Below are 18091 nucleotides of genomic sequence, written 5' to 3' on the forward strand. Positions count from 1 at the left end.
GCAGCAAGGCGGCCTGAAAGCGAATTTTCGAGGGTGTAGCATGATTCCGTTCAACAAACCACCTTACACCGGTGCGGAAGATCAGTACGTTATTGCGGCGATGCGCAGCGATAAAATGTCCGGAGATGGCGAGTTTAGTCAACGCTGCCAACAGTGGTTTGAGACAAGCTTTGCTTGCTTGCGCACGTTGTTAACGCCGTCCTGTACCCAGGCGCTCGAAATGGCAGCACTGCTTCTGGATATTGGCCCTGGCGATGAAGTCATCATGCCAAGCTATACCTTTGTCAGTACCGCCAACGCCTTTGTTTTGCGCGGTGCCAAAATTGTCTTTGTTGATGTTCGGGCTGACACCATGAATATCGACGAAACCTTGGTTGAACAGGCGATTACCGAACGAACAAAAGCGATCGTTCCTGTGCACTATGCCGGTGTTGCCTGCGAAATGGACACGTTGATGGCCATTGCCGAGAAGCACGGCCTGTTCGTTGTCGAAGATGCGGCTCAAGGCATGATGTCGACCTACAAAGGACGGCCGCTGGGCACCATTGGGCATTTGGCGGCTTACAGCTTTCACGAGACCAAGAACTATACCAGCGGTGGTGAGGGGGGCTTGCTGCTGATTAATGACGAGCGCTTTGTTTTGCGTGCAGAAGTCATTCGTGAGAAAGGTACGAACCGCTCGCAGTTCTTTCGTGGGCAGGTCGACAAGTACACGTGGCGTGACATTGGCTCAAGTTTCTTGCCGGGTGAGTTGCAGGCTGCTTACCTCTATGCACAGTTGGAAAAATCGAAAGAGATCAATGCCCGTCGACTGCAAATCTGGGATATGTATCACCAGGCCTTTGCGGCTTCGGAATTGCATGGGCTGGTTCAGCGTCCCCAGGTTCCGGAGGGCTGCGAGCACAATGGCCATATGTACTACCTGAAACTCCAGTCGCTCGACCAGCGTGCGAAGTTCATCAGCCATATGCGTCAGCGCGAAATCTTGACGCCATTCCACTATATCCCTCTGCATGCCAGCCCTGCAGGCCAGCAGTTCGGCAGGTTTGTCGGTGACGACGTAGTAACGACTCGTGACAGTGAACGACTGGTTCGCCTTCCGGTCTGGTTCAACATGACTGATGCCATGGTGGCTACCGTCATTGATGCAGCGCTCGAGGGGCTGAGTTCAATTCAATGAGTGCTGTCCGTTCAGCCCTGTTCACGGGTGGCGCCCATGCATCGAAAGTGCTCATGGGCTTCATCCTTCTTAAGGTCATGGCTGTTTATCTTGGTCCGGAGGGCGTGGGTAAGCTCGGGCACCTGATGAGTGTTGTCAGTGTGCTGACGATTCTTTCCGGAGGCGGCATCATCAATGCGTTGGTCAAGTACTGTTCTGAGTACCACCAGACGCCCAGGAAACTGCTGCGTTTCATTTCGGCTGCGGTCACCTATGCCCTGTTATTCTCCCTGTTGGTTTGTATTGCGGGGATAGTGCTTTCACGGCCGCTTTCACTGTTTGTATTTGGTGTCGATGACTATCAGTCGATCATCATTCTGCTGGCCATTGCCCAGTTGGCACTGGCGTTTGCAAATGTTGTTTTCGGTGTCACCAATGGCTTGCGTGTAACCCACGTTTTCGCCTACAGCCAGATTCTTGGCAACGTCCTGGCGGTCCCTTTGTTATGGCTCTGTATCTCCCGTTATCTGGAGTATGGGGCCGGGGTTTCCATCGTTCTGGCTTCATCCTTGTGCGCGCTACCAGCACTGTACTTTTACCGTCGCTCACCTTTTTGGGGGCGGATTCGCCTATTCAAGATTGATGGGCTGTCGTTCCGGCAATTGTTTGCCTATACCACAATGCTGGTGGTCAGCACGCTGGCATTCCCGCTGGTAGAAATCACTGTGCGCAGCATGTTGATTTCCCAGGTGGGCTATCACGATGCGGGGATCTGGCAGGCGGCGATTCGCTTTTCTGCGGCGTACCTGGGTTTCTTTACCATGTTCCTGGCCTTCTATTTTGTGCCACGGATTTCCCCTGAACAGGACAGTACTGTCGTGGTGAAGATGACACTCCGGCACCTGTATCTGGTTCAGGCTATTTTTGTCCTTGGTGCGGGGACGCTGTACCTGGGGCGAACGTTCTTCATAAAGCTTATTTTTTCCGAAGAGTTTAGCCCGCTGGCCGACCTGATTATTTATCAGTTGCTGGGGGACTTTTTCAAAATATCGGCCTATGTAATCGGTTTTATCGCCGTGGCGAAGGCGGCAACGAAGTTATATATTATTGCCGAGGTGCTCCAGGGCGGTTTGTTTTTGTTGGGTGCCTGGCTGATGAGTCGCGCTCAGGTGGGCGTTGAAAGTGTTATGCAAGCATACGTTGTTACTTATATCCTGTACTTCGTTATTTGCTTGATCGGTTTGCGGGTTTATATGAGGAAGCAGCGTTGAGTCTCAAGGAAACCGGTGCGTCCGAGCGGGCGCAGCAAGCGTTCAGTGCCAGGGTCATTCACTTGTCTACCAATGATTTTGGTGGTGCCGGCAGTGCGGCTTTGCGCTTTCACGCGTCCTTGCTGGCAGCCGGGCACGACTCGCAATTGTTTGTGGCTGAATCCCGATCGTCCCATACCGTGCCGGCGGTAACGCGGGTGGTGAGCGAACTGTTCAAGGTCCGTATCAAGGCGTTTGCCAGGAAGCACTTGCCATCAAAAGTGTTCTCCAGGGTGCGGGCCCACTTTGCCGCTCGCGAGCGATTTTCGGCAAAAAGAAAGTACCTGTTCTTTTCTGTCGGCGAGTCCGCGGTTCAAGGCATCAATCCCGAGCTGGTTCAGCGTATTACCTCGGCAGATGTGCTCTTTGTGCACTGGGTTGCGGGCTTTGCCAACAGCTTCGATGTCCTGCAGATCCAGAGAAAAACTGGTTGCAAGGTGTATTACACCTCAATGGACATGGCGCACCTGACCGGTGGCTGCCACTACTACTGGCAGTGCACGGGTTTCCAGGTCGATTGCTCTGATTGTCCGGCGCTCGATCAGCGCCAGAAAAATTATGCGGCTTATCAGTTGCGCGCCAAGTCGGTGAATATTCTGCAGATGAAGGCGACATTATTGTCGGGTAGCCAGCGCATTCATGAGGCCGGAAAGCGCTCTGCCATTCAATATGCTGACCATCAGCTGTTGTCGCTGCCGCTGGACGCCGACCTGTTCAAGCCAGAACTGGCGCAGCGTGCTCCGGAGCGTTCGGTGCAGTTCCGGATGCTTACCAATGCCAATGATGCTGACGACCCGCGCAAGGGTTTTGAATACCTCTCCCAAGTGCTCGTCTGTCTGGAGCAGCAGTTGCTCGCGGGGGAGGAGATTGGTCTCCTGTGCCTGGCGCCGGATCGCTTCTCTCATCTGGGTCTTGAGCGTGTTAAAGTGATCCAATTCGACTACTGTCAAGGCGATGCCGCGTTGGCGGCGCTTTATCGTAAGGCTGATCTGTTTGTCAGTACGTCAATCGAAGATGCTGGCCCTATGATGTTAGGGGAAGCGCTAATGTGTGGCGTACCCGTAGTGGCATTTGATGTCGGCATCGCCACGGAGCTCGTGGAAGAAGGTCGCAATGGTTTTATCGTCGACCGGCTTGATGTCCGGCAAATGGCAGTACGTATCCTCAGTGTTTACCGGGCGCAAGCGCCTGATCTCGAGCAACCCGGCGTCATTCACGAGCGCGCAGCGCGTGTGTTCAGCCATCTGCACTGGGCTGACAGGGTTTCTGATTTGATTTCGGCTGAAATATAGAACTGGATAATTGAAATGAAAAAGAAAGCTTTAATTACTGGCGTTACCGGGCAAGACGGTTCTTATCTCGCCGAATTGCTGCTGGAAAAAGGTTACGAAGTTCACGGAATCAAGCGCCGGGCTTCTTCATTCAATACCCAGCGTGTGGACCATATCTATCAGGATCCACATGTTGCCAATCAAAATTTCGTTTTGCACTACGGTGATCTTTCCGACGCTTCCAACTTGACCCGCATCATCAAGGAAGTTCAGCCTGATGAGGTCTACAACCTGGGCGCCCAGTCTCATGTTGCGGTAAGTTTTGAGTCGCCTGAGTACACCGCGGATGTCGATGCCTTGGGTACCCTGCGGATTCTCGAAGCCATTCGCTTGCTCGGCCTGGAAAAGAAAACCCGCTTCTATCAGGCGTCGACCTCTGAGCTGTATGGCCTCGTCCAAGAGACGCCGCAGCGTGAAACCACGCCGTTCTATCCGCGTTCGCCCTATGCGGTGGCGAAGATGTATGCCTACTGGATCACGGTCAACTACCGTGAAGCCTACGGTATGTATGCCTGTAACGGTATTCTCTTCAACCACGAGTCGCCGCGTCGCGGCGAGACTTTCGTGACCCGCAAGATTACCCGTGCCTTGGCCAATATCAGTCAGGGGCTGGAAGATTGCCTGTACCTGGGCAACATGGACGCGCTGCGTGACTGGGGGCATGCCAAGGACTACGTTCGCATGCAGTGGATGATGCTGCAGCAGGAAGTTGCTGATGATTTCGTCATTGCTACGGGTGTGCAGTACTCGGTTCGCCAGTTCGTCGAGTGGTCAGCAGCGGAGTTGGGTGTCTCGTTGCGCTTCGAAGGCACGGGTGTTGATGAGGTTGCGATCGTTTCCGCCATCGAAGGTGACAAGGCGCCAGCGCTGAAGGTTGGCGATGTCATTGTGCGTGTCGACCCGCGCTACTTCCGTCCTGCGGAAGTAGAAACTTTGCTGGGCGATCCAGCCAAGGCAAAAGAGAAGCTGGGCTGGGTGCCGGAAATTACCGTTCAGGAAATGTGTGCGGAAATGGTCAGCGAAGATCTCAAGGTGGCCCAGCGCCACGCGCTGCTCAAGTCCCATGGTCATGACGTGCATGTAGCGGTGGAGCGTTAATCGTGAGCAAAGAAACGGTTTTCGTTGCCGGTGACCGCGGTATGGTCGGCTCGGCATTGATGCGTGCATTGAAGCAGCAGGGCTACACCAACATCGTTACGCGAACCCGGGAAGAGCTCGACCTGCTGGATCAGCGCCAGGTCAGTGCGTTCTTTGCCGAGCAGCAGATCGATCAGGTTTACCTGGCAGCGGCCAAGGTAGGGGGTATTCATGCCAACAATGAATACCCAGCTCAGTTCATTTATGAAAACCTGATGATTGAGGCCAACATCATTCAGGGCGCGTACGCCAGCGGCGTAAAAAAGCTGCTGTTTCTCGGGTCTTCGTGTATCTATCCAAAGTTCGCTGAGCAACCAATTGAAGAGCGAGCGTTGTTGACTGGCGTACTGGAGCCTACCAACGAGCCTTACGCTATCGCCAAGATTGCCGGTATCAAGCTGTGTGAAAGTTACAACCGCCAGTATGGGGTGGATTACCGCAGTGTCATGCCGACCAACCTGTACGGTCCTCATGACAACTATCATCCGCAAAACAGCCATGTGATTCCGGCGCTGATTCGTCGTTTTCATGAGGCCAAGGTGCGGGGTGACCAGGAGGTGGTCATCTGGGGCAGCGGCACACCGATGCGCGAGTTTCTGCACGTAGATGATATGGCGGCGGCCTGCCTGCATGTCATGAACATGGAGTCGCAGGTGTATCAGCAGCATACCCAGCCGACCTTGTCACACATTAACGTGGGGACAGGCGTCGACTGCACTATTCGTGAGCTGGCTGAAACCATTTGTCGAGTGACCGGTTATCAGGGGCGTCTTGGCTTTGATGCCAGCAAGCCTGATGGCACGCCAAGAAAGCTGCTGGACGTCTCTCGTTTGAAGAACCTCGGCTGGCAGGCCTCTATCAGTCTCGAAGATGGCCTGGTCGATGCCTATCAGTGGTTTGTCGATCACGAAAGTTCGGCCAGACGCTAATGGCCGGCTATCTGCAGGCGGATGCATTCCGCACAGTCGTCATGCATACGCCTCTGATAGCGATTGACCTGCTCGTGTTGAATGAGCACGGGCAAGTGCTTCTGGGCGAGCGTTTGAATCGTCCCGCCCAGGGATACTGGTTTACCCCCGGGGGGCGGGTGCGCAAGAACGAGTCACTGGAACAGGCGTTTCGCCGCATCAGTCACTCCGAGCTCGGGGTGCAACTGTTAATGGCGAGCGCGACGTTTCGCGGTGTGTACGAACACTTCTACCGCGATAGTTACTTTTCGGCAGATGAGCACGATTCGGGCACTCACTATGTGGTACTCGCCTATACCCTGTTACTGGCAGATTCGGCACTTGAAAGCCTGCCACGTGAACAGCATGCTGAATATCGCTGGGTCGACGTGCGCACAACTTCGTTGCGCGTGCATCAGCATGTCTTGGACTATTTCGATCAGGGCTGAGGGTTAAGCGAAGCGGGCAGTTGCTCTGTTTCACATGGTCGCTCGGGGTTCTGTCTAGGGTTGCGTCGTATGCTTTTCTACTATCTGCCTTTCATGGTTTCGGCGCTACTCTCGTTGCTGGGTGGCAAGCGCAAGCTTTGCTACTGGGGCTTGGCCGCCTTGCTGATTGCCATGTGTGCCTTCCAGGCGCCCGGGGTATCGGACGATCACGGGAACTACCTTGATTATTATGCAGGTATTGTTTCTGGTGAATTTGGGCCGTTTTTTGTCGAGCCAACTTTTTTCGTTCTGGCGAAGCTGTCTTCGCTACTGACGGGTTCAGCGATACTGCTGTTTGTTTTTTACGCGGTTTTGGGCGTCGGTAGCAAATTTTATGTGATGGAGCGGGCAACACCGTATCGTTGGTTGAGTGTTGCAATTTACCTGTCTTACTTCTTCTTGCTGCAGGACTTCACGCAGATTCGTATCGGTGTGGCCACCGGCTTGGTAATGTGTTCAGCTTACCTGGTGTTTAATGGGCAGTGGTCGAAAAGTCTGGCGGTCTTGTGTGGGGCCGTGTTATTTCATTATTCGGCCATTCTGTTTCTGCCCTTTATGTTGCTCCGCGCAGCCGGGGTGCGTACGGTATTTTATATATATTTGTGTTGCTGCGCGCTGTTTGCACTCTACTTGCTGGACATCAGTGTGCTTAAAGGGTTTTTACAGCTCTTGTCGCTGCTGGAGAACCCTAGGCTCGACTTTTATATTAATAATATTCTTAGTGGTCAGGGTGGTTCGATCAACTTTTTTCGGGCGATATTTCATTTTGCGCTGTTATCGCCGTTGGTCTTTATGTTTGCTCGTATACAGCGCCAACAGCCCTTTATTGCTTACTCGGTGATCCTCCATCTAAGTGGCTTGCTGATCTTGCTGGCGTTGCACGATGCCCAGGTTGTGGCCTACCGGATATCGGATATTTTCAATCATTTCATGGTATTCTCGCTGCTTGCGTACGCCATTCTGTTTGGTCGCGTTGTCGGCGCTGCAGGGATGCTCGCAGTATCAACATTCCAAATCATCTATGTGTTGCAAGTCCTAGGCTTTGTGCAACCGTATACTTCGGTCCTGGGTGGCTTATGATTTTACCTATTGTGATGGCTGGCGGCTCCGGGTCGCGTTTGTGGCCAATGTCCCGTGAGCTCAACCCGAAGCAATTCCTGTCATTGGCAGATGAGCACACCATGCTCCAGGTGACGGTCGAGCGCCTGTCCGGTCTTACCGATCTGAAGCCGCAAATCATCTGCAACGAAGCCCATCGTTTCGTTGCCGCGGAACAGATGCGCCAGTTGGGTTTCGATGATTGCGAGCTACTTCTCGAGCCTGTGGCGCGCAACACCGCCGCTGCTATTACGCTTGCTGCCCTGAAGGCCGTACAGGACGGTCAGGATCCGCTCCTGTTGGTACTGGCGGCAGATCATTTGATCAGTGATGCCGAAGTTTTCCAGCAGTGCGTTCGCAGCGCATTGCCGCTGGCTCAGGCAGGCAAGCTAGTCACCTTCGGCATCCAGCCGCTGTCTCCGGAAACCGGCTACGGCTATATCGAACAGGGGCCGGCCGTGGGTTCTGGGTATGCGATTGCACGGTTTGTCGAAAAGCCTGACCTGGCCACCGCCCAACGCTATCTGGCCAGCAAGAAGTTCCTGTGGAACAGCGGTATGTTTCTGTTCAAGGCAAGCCGTCTGCTTGACGAGGTCAAGGCGTTTGCTCCGCAGATCCATGCTTGTTGCGCCGAAGCCCTGGAGCAAAGTTCCCGTGATCTGCATTTCACCCGCGTCGGTGCCGAGGCCTTTGCACGCTGCCCGAGCGACTCCATCGACTACGCCGTCATGGAAAAGACTGCCGATGCGGTAGTAGTGCCAATGAATGCCGGCTGGAACGATATCGGTTCCTGGTCCGCCTTGTGGGATGTTGGCCAGAAGGATGAAAGTGGCAACGTCGTCAGCGGCGATGTCATGGCTGATGAAGTGGAGCACAGCTACATCAAGTCGACCAGCCGCCTGGTGGCTGCCGTAGGGGTCCGCGACCTGATCATCGTTGAGACCAAGGATGCTCTGCTGGTAGCGCACAAGGACAAGGTCCAGGGGGTCAAGAAAATCGTTGAGAACCTCAAGGCCCAGCAGCGCCAGGAGTTTCATTGCAACAGCGAAGTGTATCGCCCGTGGGGTAGCTACGAGGCCATAGACCAGGGGCATCGCTACCAGGTCAAGCGTATCACTGTAAAGCCGGGCGCCAAGCTGTCGGTGCAGATGCATCATCACCGTGCCGAGCACTGGATCGTGGTCAGCGGTACGGCGAAGGTCACCAATGGCAAGGAAACCTATCTGGTGACCGAAAACCAGTCGACCTATATTCCTATCGGTCAGGTGCATGCCCTGGAGAACCCAGGAAAAGTGCCCCTCGAGCTGATCGAGGTGCAATCGGGTTCCTATCTGGGTGAAGACGACATTGTTCGTTTCGAAGATATCTACGGGCGGGCGTAAGCGAGGGGTTGCGGTTGAAAGTCTTAGTTGCGAGTTGTGTTTTTCCGCCCGAGCCGGTGGTGAGTGCCAGAACCAGTGCTGATGTCGCCCAGTACCTGCATGCCCAAGGGCATGAGGTGCTGGTGGCATGTCCGACACCAACCCGCAACGTCGCCGCCGAAGGGCTGGATGAGAAGATCGCCGGTTTGAACATGCCGTTTCCGGTGTCACGCCTGTTTGCCTTTTCTTCGAAAAAATCCAGCTTCGTCTCACGATTTCTGGAGAACATCTCTTTCGGGTTGTCAGTATTTTTCTTCATCTTGCGTCAGCGCAAGGTTGAAGTGATCTACGCCAACGTGTGGCCGTTGTTCTCCCTCGGCCTGCTGCTGATGGCGGCCAGGCTCAAGGGCATCAAGGTGGTCGCCAGTGTCCAGGACCTGTATCCGGAGTCCTTGGCCGTGCAAAAGCGTATCGAGGAAACCGGCGGCATTTATCGCGGCCTGCTCAAGCTTGATACGCTCATCGCGCGTAACTGCGATCACTTGGTGGTGATTTCCGATGGATTCCATCGTGCTTATACCGAGACGCGAAAAATCGATCCATCGAAGGTGACGCTTGTCCGAAACTGGGTTCAAGGCAGTCAGATTCAGGCCTTACCCAAGGAGCAGGCGCGAGGGGAGCTTGAGAAGGTGATGGGCTTGCGCCTGGCGCCTGAGCAGTTTCTTTTCGTGTATGGCGGCAATATGGGCGTCGCTTCCGGCCTGGATGAGTTCATGGGTTATCTGGATGGCGTCGATCCACGGGCAGTGTTCCTGTTTGCAGGTGACGGATCGCTGGTGCCGGAGCTCAAGCGGTTGCTACAGGCCCGCGGTCTGGAGTCCCGTTGCCACTTCCTTTCGCCTTGGCCGTTCGAACTGACTCCGGCAGTGTTCGGTGCCGCAGATGCTTTGTTGCTGCCAACCGCCGCAGGTCAGGAGTTCGCCTCAGTGCCTTCCAAGCTGATCACCTATATGCTGGCTGGCCGGCCCATTCTGTTGCTGGCCGATGAGCGTAGCGAGTCGGCAATCGAGCTGGGCAAATCGGATGCGGGCCATACCATTGGTGTGCGTACCAATGCGGCAGTGCTGGAGGGGATGAACTATTTGCTCAATGCCTCATCTGAGCGTCTGGCCGCAATGGGAAGCAACGGTCGTGAATACGCCCAGGAGTTTTACTCGGCTGAGCGAGCAGTGCCCAAACTGAAGGCAATTGTTGAGGATGTCTATGAAGCTTGAACGGGTTAGGTTGGTTGACAGTGCTCAGGTCCAGGCATTTGCCGACTTGCATGTTCAGGCGTTTCCAGGCTTTTTTCTCAGTCAGTTGGGGCCGAAGTTTCTGGCCTTGCTCTACACCCATTACCTGCAGTCCGAACAGTGCGCCTGCATCCTTGCCTCTGATGATTCGGCAGGCCGGGCGCCCAAGGGGTTGGCGGTTGCCATTCGCCAGCCATCGCTGTTCTACAAGGACCTGTTTGCCAAGCATTGGCTGGCATTTGCCTTGCGCGCCTTGCCGAGCCTGCTGAAGAACCCGTTGTTCGTCGCCAAAAAATTATGGGCGGCGGTGTTTTATCGAGGCGATCAGGTCGAGAGTCTCGATACCGAGAATGCGGTGCTGCTGAGCACCATTTCGGTGTCGCCGCAGGCGCAGGGGCAGGGTGTGGGCAGGCAACTGCTGCAAGAAGTAGAGGCGTGGGCTGCCGAATCCGGCGCCGCTTTTGTGTACCTGACAACTGATCGCGATGCCAATGTCGAGGTCAACGGTTTTTATCAACGCAATGGTTATGTGCTGGAGTCCACGCTGAAGAAAAGTGGCAATCGCATCATGAACCGTTACATCAAACGCTTGCGGTGAACCTATGCAGAATACTCCGTTCCTGCCCTTCGCTCTTCCTGAACTGGGTGAAGAGGAAATCAATGAAGTTGTCGACACCCTGCGTTCCGGCTGGGTGACCACCGGGCCAAAAGCCAAGCAATTCGAAGCGGACTTTTCCAGTTTTCTTGGTGGTGATGTTGAAAGCATTGCCGTGAACTCGGCAACCGCCGGGCTGCACCTGGCGCTGGAAGCCATTGGTATCGGCCCAGGCGATGAAGTCATTCTGCCGTCCTATACCTTCACGGCAACTGCCGAGGTTGTCCGGTATCTGGGCGGCACGCCGGTTATCGTGGATGTGCTGGAAGAGACCTTCAATATCGATCCGGCGGCGATCGAGGCGGCGATTACCGACAAGACCCGTGCGATCATGCCTGTGCACTTCGCCGGACTGAGCTGTGACATGGATGCGATTTTGCAGATTGCCCGTCGCCATGGCCTGAAGGTGGTGGAAGATGCTGCGCATGCACTGCCAACCACCTGGAAAGGCAGCAAGATCGGTACCCTCGAGTCCGATATCACAGTGTTCAGTTTCTACGCCAACAAAACCATGACCACCGGTGAAGGCGGCATGCTGGTGACCCGCAATGCGGAACTGGCCAAGCGCTGCCGGATCATGCGCCTGCACGGTATCAGTCGCGATGCCTTCGATCGTTATGTGTCGAAGACGCCGGCCTGGTTCTACGAAATTGTCGCTCCCGGTTTCAAATACAACATGAGCGACGTCGCCGCCGCCATGGGCATTCACCAGTTGCGTCGTCTTGAAGGCTTCCAACTCAAGCGTCAGGCCATGGCCGAGCGTTACCTTGAGGCGCTGAGCGATCTGCCATTGGTGTTGCCGCCAGTGGCCGCTGCTGGCGACATGCATGCATGGCATCTGTTCCCGCTGCGTCTGCGCGCAGAGGCAAATATCAAGCGCGACGACTTCATCATCAAGATGGCCGAACTGGGCATTGGTTGCTCGGTGCATTTCATTCCGCTGCACCTGCAACCCTACTGGCGTGAAAGCTGTGCCCTGAGTCCCGAGCAGTTCCCGGTAGCCCAGAGCCTGTTCGAGCAGGAGGTTTCGATCCCGCTCTACACCAAGATGACCGAAGCCGATCAGGAACGTGTGATTGCGGCGGTGCGATCGGTGTTGGCCAATGCTTAAGCGGCTCTTTGACATTGTCTGTGCTGCGCTGGGTCTCCTGGTGCTGTCGCCGTTGCTGTTGGCGATTTTTCTGTGGGTCAAGCTGGATTCGCCCGGGCCGGTATTCTTTCGACAGGAGCGTGTCGGACGTTTCGGTAATCTGTTCAGGATTCATAAGTTCCGGACCATGAAGCTGCACGCGGAAAGTGCCGGGCGCCTGACCATTGGCGAAGATTCGCGTATTACCCGCTCCGGTCGTTTTTTACGTCGCACCAAGATCGATGAGCTGCCGCAGCTCATCGACGTGTTGCTGGGGGGCATGAGCCTGGTCGGACCGCGCCCGGAAGTACCAGAATTCATGAACTGCTATGAAGAATCGGTGCGCCGCAAAGTGCTCTCGGTGCGCCCAGGGATCACTGATCGGGCATCCATCGAGATGGTTGATGAAAGTTTGATCCTGGGCCAGTACCCGGATCCTCGGCAGGCCTATATTGATGTAATTCTGCCAATCAAGCAGAAGTACTATCTGGAGTATGTCGAGCAACATGGTGTGGTGACCGATATCAAGATCATTTTTGCCACACTTGCAAAGATCGTTTCTCGATGAGGTAGCCGTTACCCTGGTAAATCACAGGGTGGTGATGAATTGTTGCCACCGCTGGAGCGCCGGGAACGGGGTGTATGAACATGGAATGCTGCAGCAATGGCAGTGTCGGCTCAGGCGTAGTGGAGTTTGAAGATGGTGAAATACGATAGGCTACGGCTCTGGCTGGTTTCATTGCCGCGCCGTTACAAACGGTTGATTCAAGTCGCGGCAGACGTGGTACTGGTCTGGATTGCGCTGTGGATGGCGTTTGTCGTTCGCCTGGGTATTGAAGAAGCCATCAACCCTTTCACCACGCACCTGTGGATATTTGTTACCGCGCCGTTGATTGCCATTCCGCTGTTTATCCGTTTCGGCATGTACCGTGCGGTGATGCGCTACTTCGGCAACGATGCGCTGGTGACCATTATCAAGGCGGTGAGCCTGTCCTCGCTGATACTGGGCGTAGCGGTTTACTGGTACAGCAACCATCAAGTCGTGATCCCCCGTTCGATCGTGTTCAACTATTGGTGGCTGAGTCTGATCATGGTCGGAGGCTTGCGCCTGGCCATGCGTCAGTATTTTCTCGGTGACTGGTTCGCGGGCATTCAGAATGTACCTTTTACCAACCGTGACGATGGTTTGCCCAAGGTAGCCATCTACGGTGCCGGGGCTGCGGGCAACCAGCTTGTGGCCGCGTTGCGCATGGGCAAGGTGATGCGTCCGGTTGCATTCATCGATGATGACGCCAGCATCACTGACCGGACGATTTCCGGTCTGCAGGTTTTCAAGTCCAAGCATATCCAGCGCATGGTCGATATGACCGGCGCCCAGGAGATTCTCCTGGCCATTCCGTCTGCCACGCGCGCGCGCCGGCGGGAGATACTCAGTTACCTGGAAGGCTTCCCGCTGCATGTGCGTAGTGTGCCCGGCTTCATGGATCTGGCCAGTGGCCGGGTCAAGGTCGATGATATCCAGGAAGTGGATATCGCCGACCTGCTGGGCCGCGACGCGGTTCCGGCACAGGATGACCTGATCGAACGTTGCATCAAGGGGCAGTCGGTAATGGTGACCGGGGCCGGTGGTTCGATCGGTTCGGAGCTGTGCCGGCAGATCCTCAAGTCGCAACCTACTACCTTGCTGTTGTTCGAGCACAGTGAGTTCAACCTCTACACCATTCTCAGCGAGCTGGAGCAGACCATCAGCAGGTCTTCGTTGCCGGTAAGGGTCTTGCCTATTCTTGGCTCCATCCGTAATCAGGCGCAGTTGCTGGATGTCATGAAGACCTGGAGTGTCGATACGGTGTATCACGCTGCAGCCTACAAGCATGTTCCCATGGTTGAGCACAATATCGCCGAAGGCGTGTTGAACAACGTCATCGGCACGCTCAATACGGCGCAAAGCGCATTGCAGGCCGGAGTTGCCAACTTTGTCCTTATCTCCACGGACAAGGCGGTTCGTCCCACCAATATCATGGGCAGTACCAAGCGTCTGGCGGAAATGACCCTGCAGGCGCTCAGCCAGGAGCTCGCGCCGGTTCTGTTTGGTGACTCGGACAAAGTCTCTCAGGTCAACAAGACGCGTTTTACCATGGTGCGGTTCGGCAACGTGCTGGGCTCGTCAGGCTCGGTGATTCCGTTGTTCCACAAGCAGATCAAGGCGGGCGGGCCACTGACGGTCACCCACCCGAAGATCACTCGCTACTTCATGACCATCCCCGAGGCGGCCCAGTTGGTTATCCAGGCCGGCTCCATGGGGCAGGGTGGGGATGTGTTCGTGCTGGACATGGGCGAGCCGGTCCGCATTGCCGAACTCGCGGAAAAAATGATCCACCTTTCCGGGCTAAGCGTGCGTTCTGAAAAGAATCCGCACGGCGATATTGCTATTGAGTTCACCGGGCTGCGTCCAGGCGAGAAACTCTATGAAGAATTGCTGATCGGTGACAACGTCGTTGCTACCCGACACCCGATGATCATGAGCGCTGCCGAAGATCATCTGCCTTGGGAGACGCTCAAGGAGCGTCTGCACCGGTTACTGGCGGCGGTTGCCGGTGATGACTACGGGCGGGTTCGCCAGTTGCTGCGTGAAACCGTTAGTGGCTATACGCCGGACGGTGAAATTGTCGACTGGATCTATCAGCAGCGCCGCCTGGATCCGTGATCTGTACCATTAAATTGTGAGCCGCGCGCTGCCTTGTCTTCATCTGGGAGTGTTGATAGGGTGGTTCTTCGTGAAGCGTATAAAACGGTGAGGCGTTAATGGCATTCCTTACACCTGCTGAACTGGCGTCAAAAGGGTTCAAGAAACTGGGTTCCAACGTACTGATCAGTGACAAGGCCTCTATTTACAATTGCGACCAGATCGAGATCGGCGATAACTCCCGAATTGACGATTTCTGTGTCGTCTCCGGTAAGGTGTCGATCGGTCGCAATGTGCATATCGCCGTTTTCTGCAATGTTGCCGGGGGCGAGCCAGGTATCACCCTGGAAGATTTTTCCGGCCTGGCCTATGGCTGTCATGTATTTGCCCAGTCCGATGACTATTCCGGCAAGACCATGACCAATCCCACGGTCCCCGCGCAGTTCAAGGGCGAAACCAAGGCCGCGGTCCGACTTGGTCGTCACGTGATCATCGGCACCTCCTCGATCGTAGTGCCCGGAGTCAACGTCGAGGATGGCTGTTCTGTCGGGGCGATGACCCTGGTGACCAAATCCACTGAAGCCTGGGGTATCTATTTCGGAATCCCGGCCAAGCGAATCAAGAATCGCAACAAGGGCCTGCTCGAGTTGGAAACGCAGTACCTGTCAACACCCTGAGTCAAAACGCGCCGCCCTGGCGCGCCAGGATATTGTCGATCAATTGTGCTGGAATACCTTGCCTGCCGTTCGTCTGTTTCTGACGGGCAAACCCGAAAAAGTGCCTATTTTGCTGGGCTTTGCGACCTTTTGGTTGGGAACTTTTCCTACAAAGATTGGCCAGAGAGTGGTTTGCCTTTGCATAAACTGTCACAATGCGCGCCTTTCTCGTCTGATGACAGGGAAGTTTCTCCGGGATCGAGTCAATGGGGCAGGGAGCGCTGCTTACCAGGATTTTGGTGACACCTCGCTTGTCGTTGGAGCCATTGTTACTCGACCAGGCAGGCATGTGCGTGACCAGCATTTCCCGTATACCCCCCGTAAGCCAAAGTAGCGATATCGATTTTTTTGCCGTGGTTCAAAGCCTCTGGAAGCAGAAATTTCTGATCGTTGCTGTCACTCTGGCAGTTGGGGCGGCGGCGGGAGCCTATGCCTTCCTCACCACTCCCGAGTATCAGGTCAGCACCACGCTGCGCCCTGCTGCGCTCAACGATCTGGATGCCCTGAACCGCTCTGGTGTTTACTCGCTGCCGCGTGAGCAGGCGCTCACCCGCGTCGGCGCCGCGCTTGATTCCTACGATGTGCGCCTGGGTTACTTTCGCGCCAATCCTCAGCTTTTCGCTCCTTTGCGCATGCCTGGCCAGACCGACGAACAAGCTTTCGAAGAGTTCAACCGCAATTCCATCAAGCTGGTGCAGCCGGACCCCAAAAAGAAGGTTGACCTGCTCAGCGCCTACATTGGCATGGAGTTGCGCTATCCAAAGAATGTCGACGGTGACGAGATCCTCAACGGCTTCGTTAAATACGCCATTGAAAGCGAGCGCCAGCAAGTGGCCTCGGACTTGTCGGTCATTATCAAGAACCGCTTGAACGAACTGGATGGCAAGCTCGACGCAGCCCGTGCTGGATATGAAGCAGGCAAGGAGTCACAAATTGCCACGCTGCTGGAGAAGGACAATCTCACGCGCGCGCAACTGCAAGATGAACTTCGGGCACTGCGCGTTCAGCTCAAGGCGCGCCGTGCCGACCGAATCGCCCAGCTGGATGAAGCCATCAGCATCGCCCGTTCGCTGGGCTTGAAGAAGCCGTCTACCCCTTCGGCCATGGCCAGCGAAGGCGAGTCTGGTGGCAATGTGATCCGTACTGAGGTCAATAACCAGCAGATCCCGCTGTACTTCATGGGTACCGATGCCCTGGAGGCCGAGCGCAAGGCCCTCCGTCAGCGAACTTCCGATGACTTCACCGACCCGCGGGTGGCGCAGATCGGCAAAGAACTCATGCTGCTGAAGAACAATCGCCGGATCGAATCATTGAAACAGCGAGAGAACGAAGATGTGTTCTTGCAGAACATCGAACCGTTGCGTTCTGAAATGGCCCGCTTGAAAAAGCTCGATATCGATGTGATGCGCTTGAATCTGGTCACCATTGACCAGTACGCGCTGGAGCCACTCAAACCCGTCTGGCCGAAAAAGTCGCTGATGATTCTAGCGGGCCTGGCCGTGGGGGGGATGTTGGGGGTGTTGCTGGCGATCATTCGTTACTTTGTCGTCTTGCGGATGACGAAGGTGGCAAAGGGCGGCGAGCCATTGGGCAATCCCCAGTAAGTCAACACAGGTTCGCAGCCCTTGTACGGGCTGCGGGCAGGTCCGCTGCCTGGCTCCGTGAAAGGGGCATGGTTACTTCTCAAGTTAATGTGCACGGCAGACGGCTTTCTTGAAGGGCCGCGGCCAGCATTATTCAGTTCATCAAGACCAACTGGTCAGATTTTACATAGGGACGCGTTACATGTTCACTAACAAGACCATTCTCATCACAGGTGGTACCGGCTCCTTCGGCAACACGTTCGTGCCGATGACACTGGCCAAGTACAACCCCAAGAAGATCATCATCTTCTCGCGTGATGAAATGAAGCAGTGGGACATGGCGAAGAAATTCGAAGGTGATTCCCGCGTGCGCTTCTTCATTGGTGACGTGCGAGACAAGGATCGTCTGTACCGGGCGCTGGATGGCGTCGATTACGTGGTGCACGCGGCGGCAACGAAGATTGTTCCGACTGCGGAGTACAACCCGTTCGAATGCATCAAGACCAACATCAATGGTGCAATGAACCTGATCGACGCCTGCATCGACAAGGGCGTGAAGCGGGTCGTGGCGTTGTCCACCGACAAGGCCAGCAGCCCGGTTAACCTGTACGGCGCCACTAAACTGGCTTCCGACAAGCTCTTTGTTGCCGGTAACTCCTACGCTGGCGGCCATGACACGCGCATGTCGGTGGTCCGTTACGGCAACGTGATGGGCTCGCGTGGTTCGGTCATCCCGTTCTTCATGTCGATCAAGGACAAGGGTGAGTTGCCGATCACCGATGAGCGTATGACGCGCTTCATGATCTCCCTGGAAGAGGGCGTGGAACTGGTCTGGCATGCTTTCGAAGATATGGAAGGCGGCGAAATCTATGTGAAGAAGATCCCGTCCATGAAGGTGACCGACCTGGCACGGGTTGTCGCTCCCGAGGCTCGGCAGAAAGTCGTCGGTATCCGCCCGGGCGAGAAACTGCATGAACAGATGATCAGTGCTGAAGACGCTTATTACACCTACGAGTATGCCGAGCACTTCAAGATCCTGCCGGTCATCAATGACTGGGCCAACTGCGAGAAGCGCATCAAGGACGGCAAGAAAGTGCCGGAAGGTTTCGTCTACGCCAGTGACAACAACACGGAGTGGATGAGTGATGCCGATCTGCAAGAGTGGATCACCATCAACAAAGAAAAAATCGGGAGCATCTGAG

The 18091-nt window shown here is 55.3% G+C and carries 17 protein-coding genes; 16 read left to right on the forward strand and 1 reads right to left on the reverse strand.

What is annotated here, in order from left to right:
- Positions 1 to 40 precede the first annotated feature (40 nt).
- From rffA to JYG36_RS07895, 14 genes are all read left to right on the forward strand, one after another.
- Complete coding sequence (gene rffA / locus JYG36_RS07830; RefSeq protein WP_093380425.1) at positions 41 to 1180, forward strand: dTDP-4-amino-4,6-dideoxygalactose transaminase; 1140 nt, start codon at positions 41 to 43, stop codon at positions 1178 to 1180.
- Positions 1177 to 2430: an O-antigen translocase gene (locus JYG36_RS07835; protein ID WP_213603507.1), complete on the forward strand. Its 1254-nt coding sequence runs from the start codon at positions 1177 to 1179 to the stop codon at positions 2428 to 2430. Before rffA ends, JYG36_RS07835 begins: the two co-directional genes overlap by 4 nt.
- On the forward strand, positions 2427 to 3761 hold the full coding sequence (locus JYG36_RS07840; protein WP_213603509.1) for a glycosyltransferase: 1335 nt from the start codon (positions 2427 to 2429) through the stop codon (positions 3759 to 3761). The genes JYG36_RS07835 and JYG36_RS07840 overlap by 4 nt, the downstream gene beginning before the upstream one ends.
- A gap of 15 nt (positions 3762 to 3776) precedes the next feature.
- The gene (gene gmd, locus JYG36_RS07845) at positions 3777 to 4898 is read left to right on the forward strand and encodes a GDP-mannose 4,6-dehydratase (RefSeq protein ID WP_045195372.1); all 1122 of its coding nucleotides are present in this window, start codon (positions 3777 to 3779) and stop codon (positions 4896 to 4898) included.
- Between the two features lie 41 nt (positions 4899 to 4939).
- Positions 4940 to 5866: a GDP-L-fucose synthase gene (gene fcl / locus JYG36_RS07850; RefSeq protein ID WP_442794288.1), complete on the forward strand. Its 927-nt coding sequence runs from the start codon at positions 4940 to 4942 to the stop codon at positions 5864 to 5866.
- Positions 5866 to 6333 carry a GDP-mannose mannosyl hydrolase gene (locus JYG36_RS07855; protein WP_045195367.1) on the forward strand — a complete coding sequence of 156 codons (468 nt, stop codon included), beginning with the start codon at positions 5866 to 5868 and terminating at the stop codon, positions 6331 to 6333. The genes fcl and JYG36_RS07855 overlap by 1 nt, the downstream gene beginning before the upstream one ends.
- 69 nt (positions 6334 to 6402) lie before the next feature.
- A complete protein-coding gene (locus JYG36_RS07860) occupies positions 6403 to 7452 on the forward strand; it encodes an EpsG family protein (RefSeq protein WP_045195365.1) in 1050 nt (349 codons plus the stop codon).
- Positions 7449 to 8852 (forward strand): mannose-1-phosphate guanylyltransferase/mannose-6-phosphate isomerase, encoded by a 1404-nt coding sequence (locus tag JYG36_RS07865; protein WP_045195362.1) that lies wholly within the window; start codon positions 7449 to 7451, stop codon positions 8850 to 8852. The genes JYG36_RS07860 and JYG36_RS07865 overlap by 4 nt, the downstream gene beginning before the upstream one ends.
- Positions 8853 to 8911: 59 nt before the next feature.
- Positions 8912 to 10105, forward strand: coding sequence for a glycosyltransferase family 4 protein (locus JYG36_RS07870; protein WP_213603511.1), 1194 nt, complete (start codon positions 8912 to 8914; stop codon positions 10103 to 10105).
- A gap of 190 nt (positions 10106 to 10295) precedes the next feature.
- Complete coding sequence (locus tag JYG36_RS07875; RefSeq protein WP_213603513.1) at positions 10296 to 10721, forward strand: GNAT family N-acetyltransferase; 426 nt, start codon at positions 10296 to 10298, stop codon at positions 10719 to 10721.
- 4 nt (positions 10722 to 10725) lie between these two features.
- Complete coding sequence (locus JYG36_RS07880) at positions 10726 to 11889, forward strand: DegT/DnrJ/EryC1/StrS family aminotransferase (RefSeq protein ID WP_045195356.1); 1164 nt, start codon at positions 10726 to 10728, stop codon at positions 11887 to 11889.
- The gene (locus JYG36_RS07885; RefSeq protein ID WP_213603515.1) at positions 11882 to 12475 is read left to right on the forward strand and encodes a sugar transferase; all 594 of its coding nucleotides are present in this window, start codon (positions 11882 to 11884) and stop codon (positions 12473 to 12475) included. Before JYG36_RS07880 ends, JYG36_RS07885 begins: the two co-directional genes overlap by 8 nt.
- Positions 12476 to 12607: 132 nt before the next feature.
- Complete coding sequence (locus tag JYG36_RS07890; RefSeq protein WP_045195352.1) at positions 12608 to 14611, forward strand: polysaccharide biosynthesis protein; 2004 nt, start codon at positions 12608 to 12610, stop codon at positions 14609 to 14611.
- A 98-nt stretch (positions 14612 to 14709) separates the two neighbouring features.
- Positions 14710 to 15267 carry an acyltransferase gene (locus JYG36_RS07895; RefSeq protein WP_093380442.1) on the forward strand — a complete coding sequence of 186 codons (558 nt, stop codon included), beginning with the start codon at positions 14710 to 14712 and terminating at the stop codon, positions 15265 to 15267.
- A 1-nt stretch (position 15268) separates the two neighbouring features.
- Here the strand turns inward: JYG36_RS07895 and JYG36_RS07900 are convergent, their stop codons facing one another.
- Positions 15269 to 15610: a hypothetical protein gene (locus JYG36_RS07900; protein WP_213604508.1), complete on the reverse strand. Its 342-nt coding sequence runs from the start codon at positions 15608 to 15610 to the stop codon at positions 15269 to 15271.
- Here JYG36_RS07900 and JYG36_RS07905 point away from each other — a divergent pair.
- Together JYG36_RS07905 and pseB are read left to right on the forward strand one after the other, a co-directional pair.
- Positions 15600 to 16910, forward strand: a complete 1311-nt coding sequence (locus JYG36_RS07905; RefSeq protein ID WP_052676505.1) for a Wzz/FepE/Etk N-terminal domain-containing protein — start codon at positions 15600 to 15602, stop codon at positions 16908 to 16910. The two genes, JYG36_RS07900 and JYG36_RS07905, sit on opposite strands and share 11 nt — an antisense overlap.
- 181 nt (positions 16911 to 17091) lie before the next feature.
- Positions 17092 to 18090 (forward strand): UDP-N-acetylglucosamine 4,6-dehydratase (inverting), encoded by a 999-nt coding sequence (pseB, locus tag JYG36_RS07910; RefSeq protein WP_045195347.1) that lies wholly within the window; start codon positions 17092 to 17094, stop codon positions 18088 to 18090.
- Position 18091 lies beyond the last annotated feature (1 nt).

Source organism: Pseudomonas sp. SORT22, from assembly GCF_018417635.1.
Taxonomy (GTDB): domain Bacteria; phylum Pseudomonadota; class Gammaproteobacteria; order Pseudomonadales; family Pseudomonadaceae; genus Aquipseudomonas.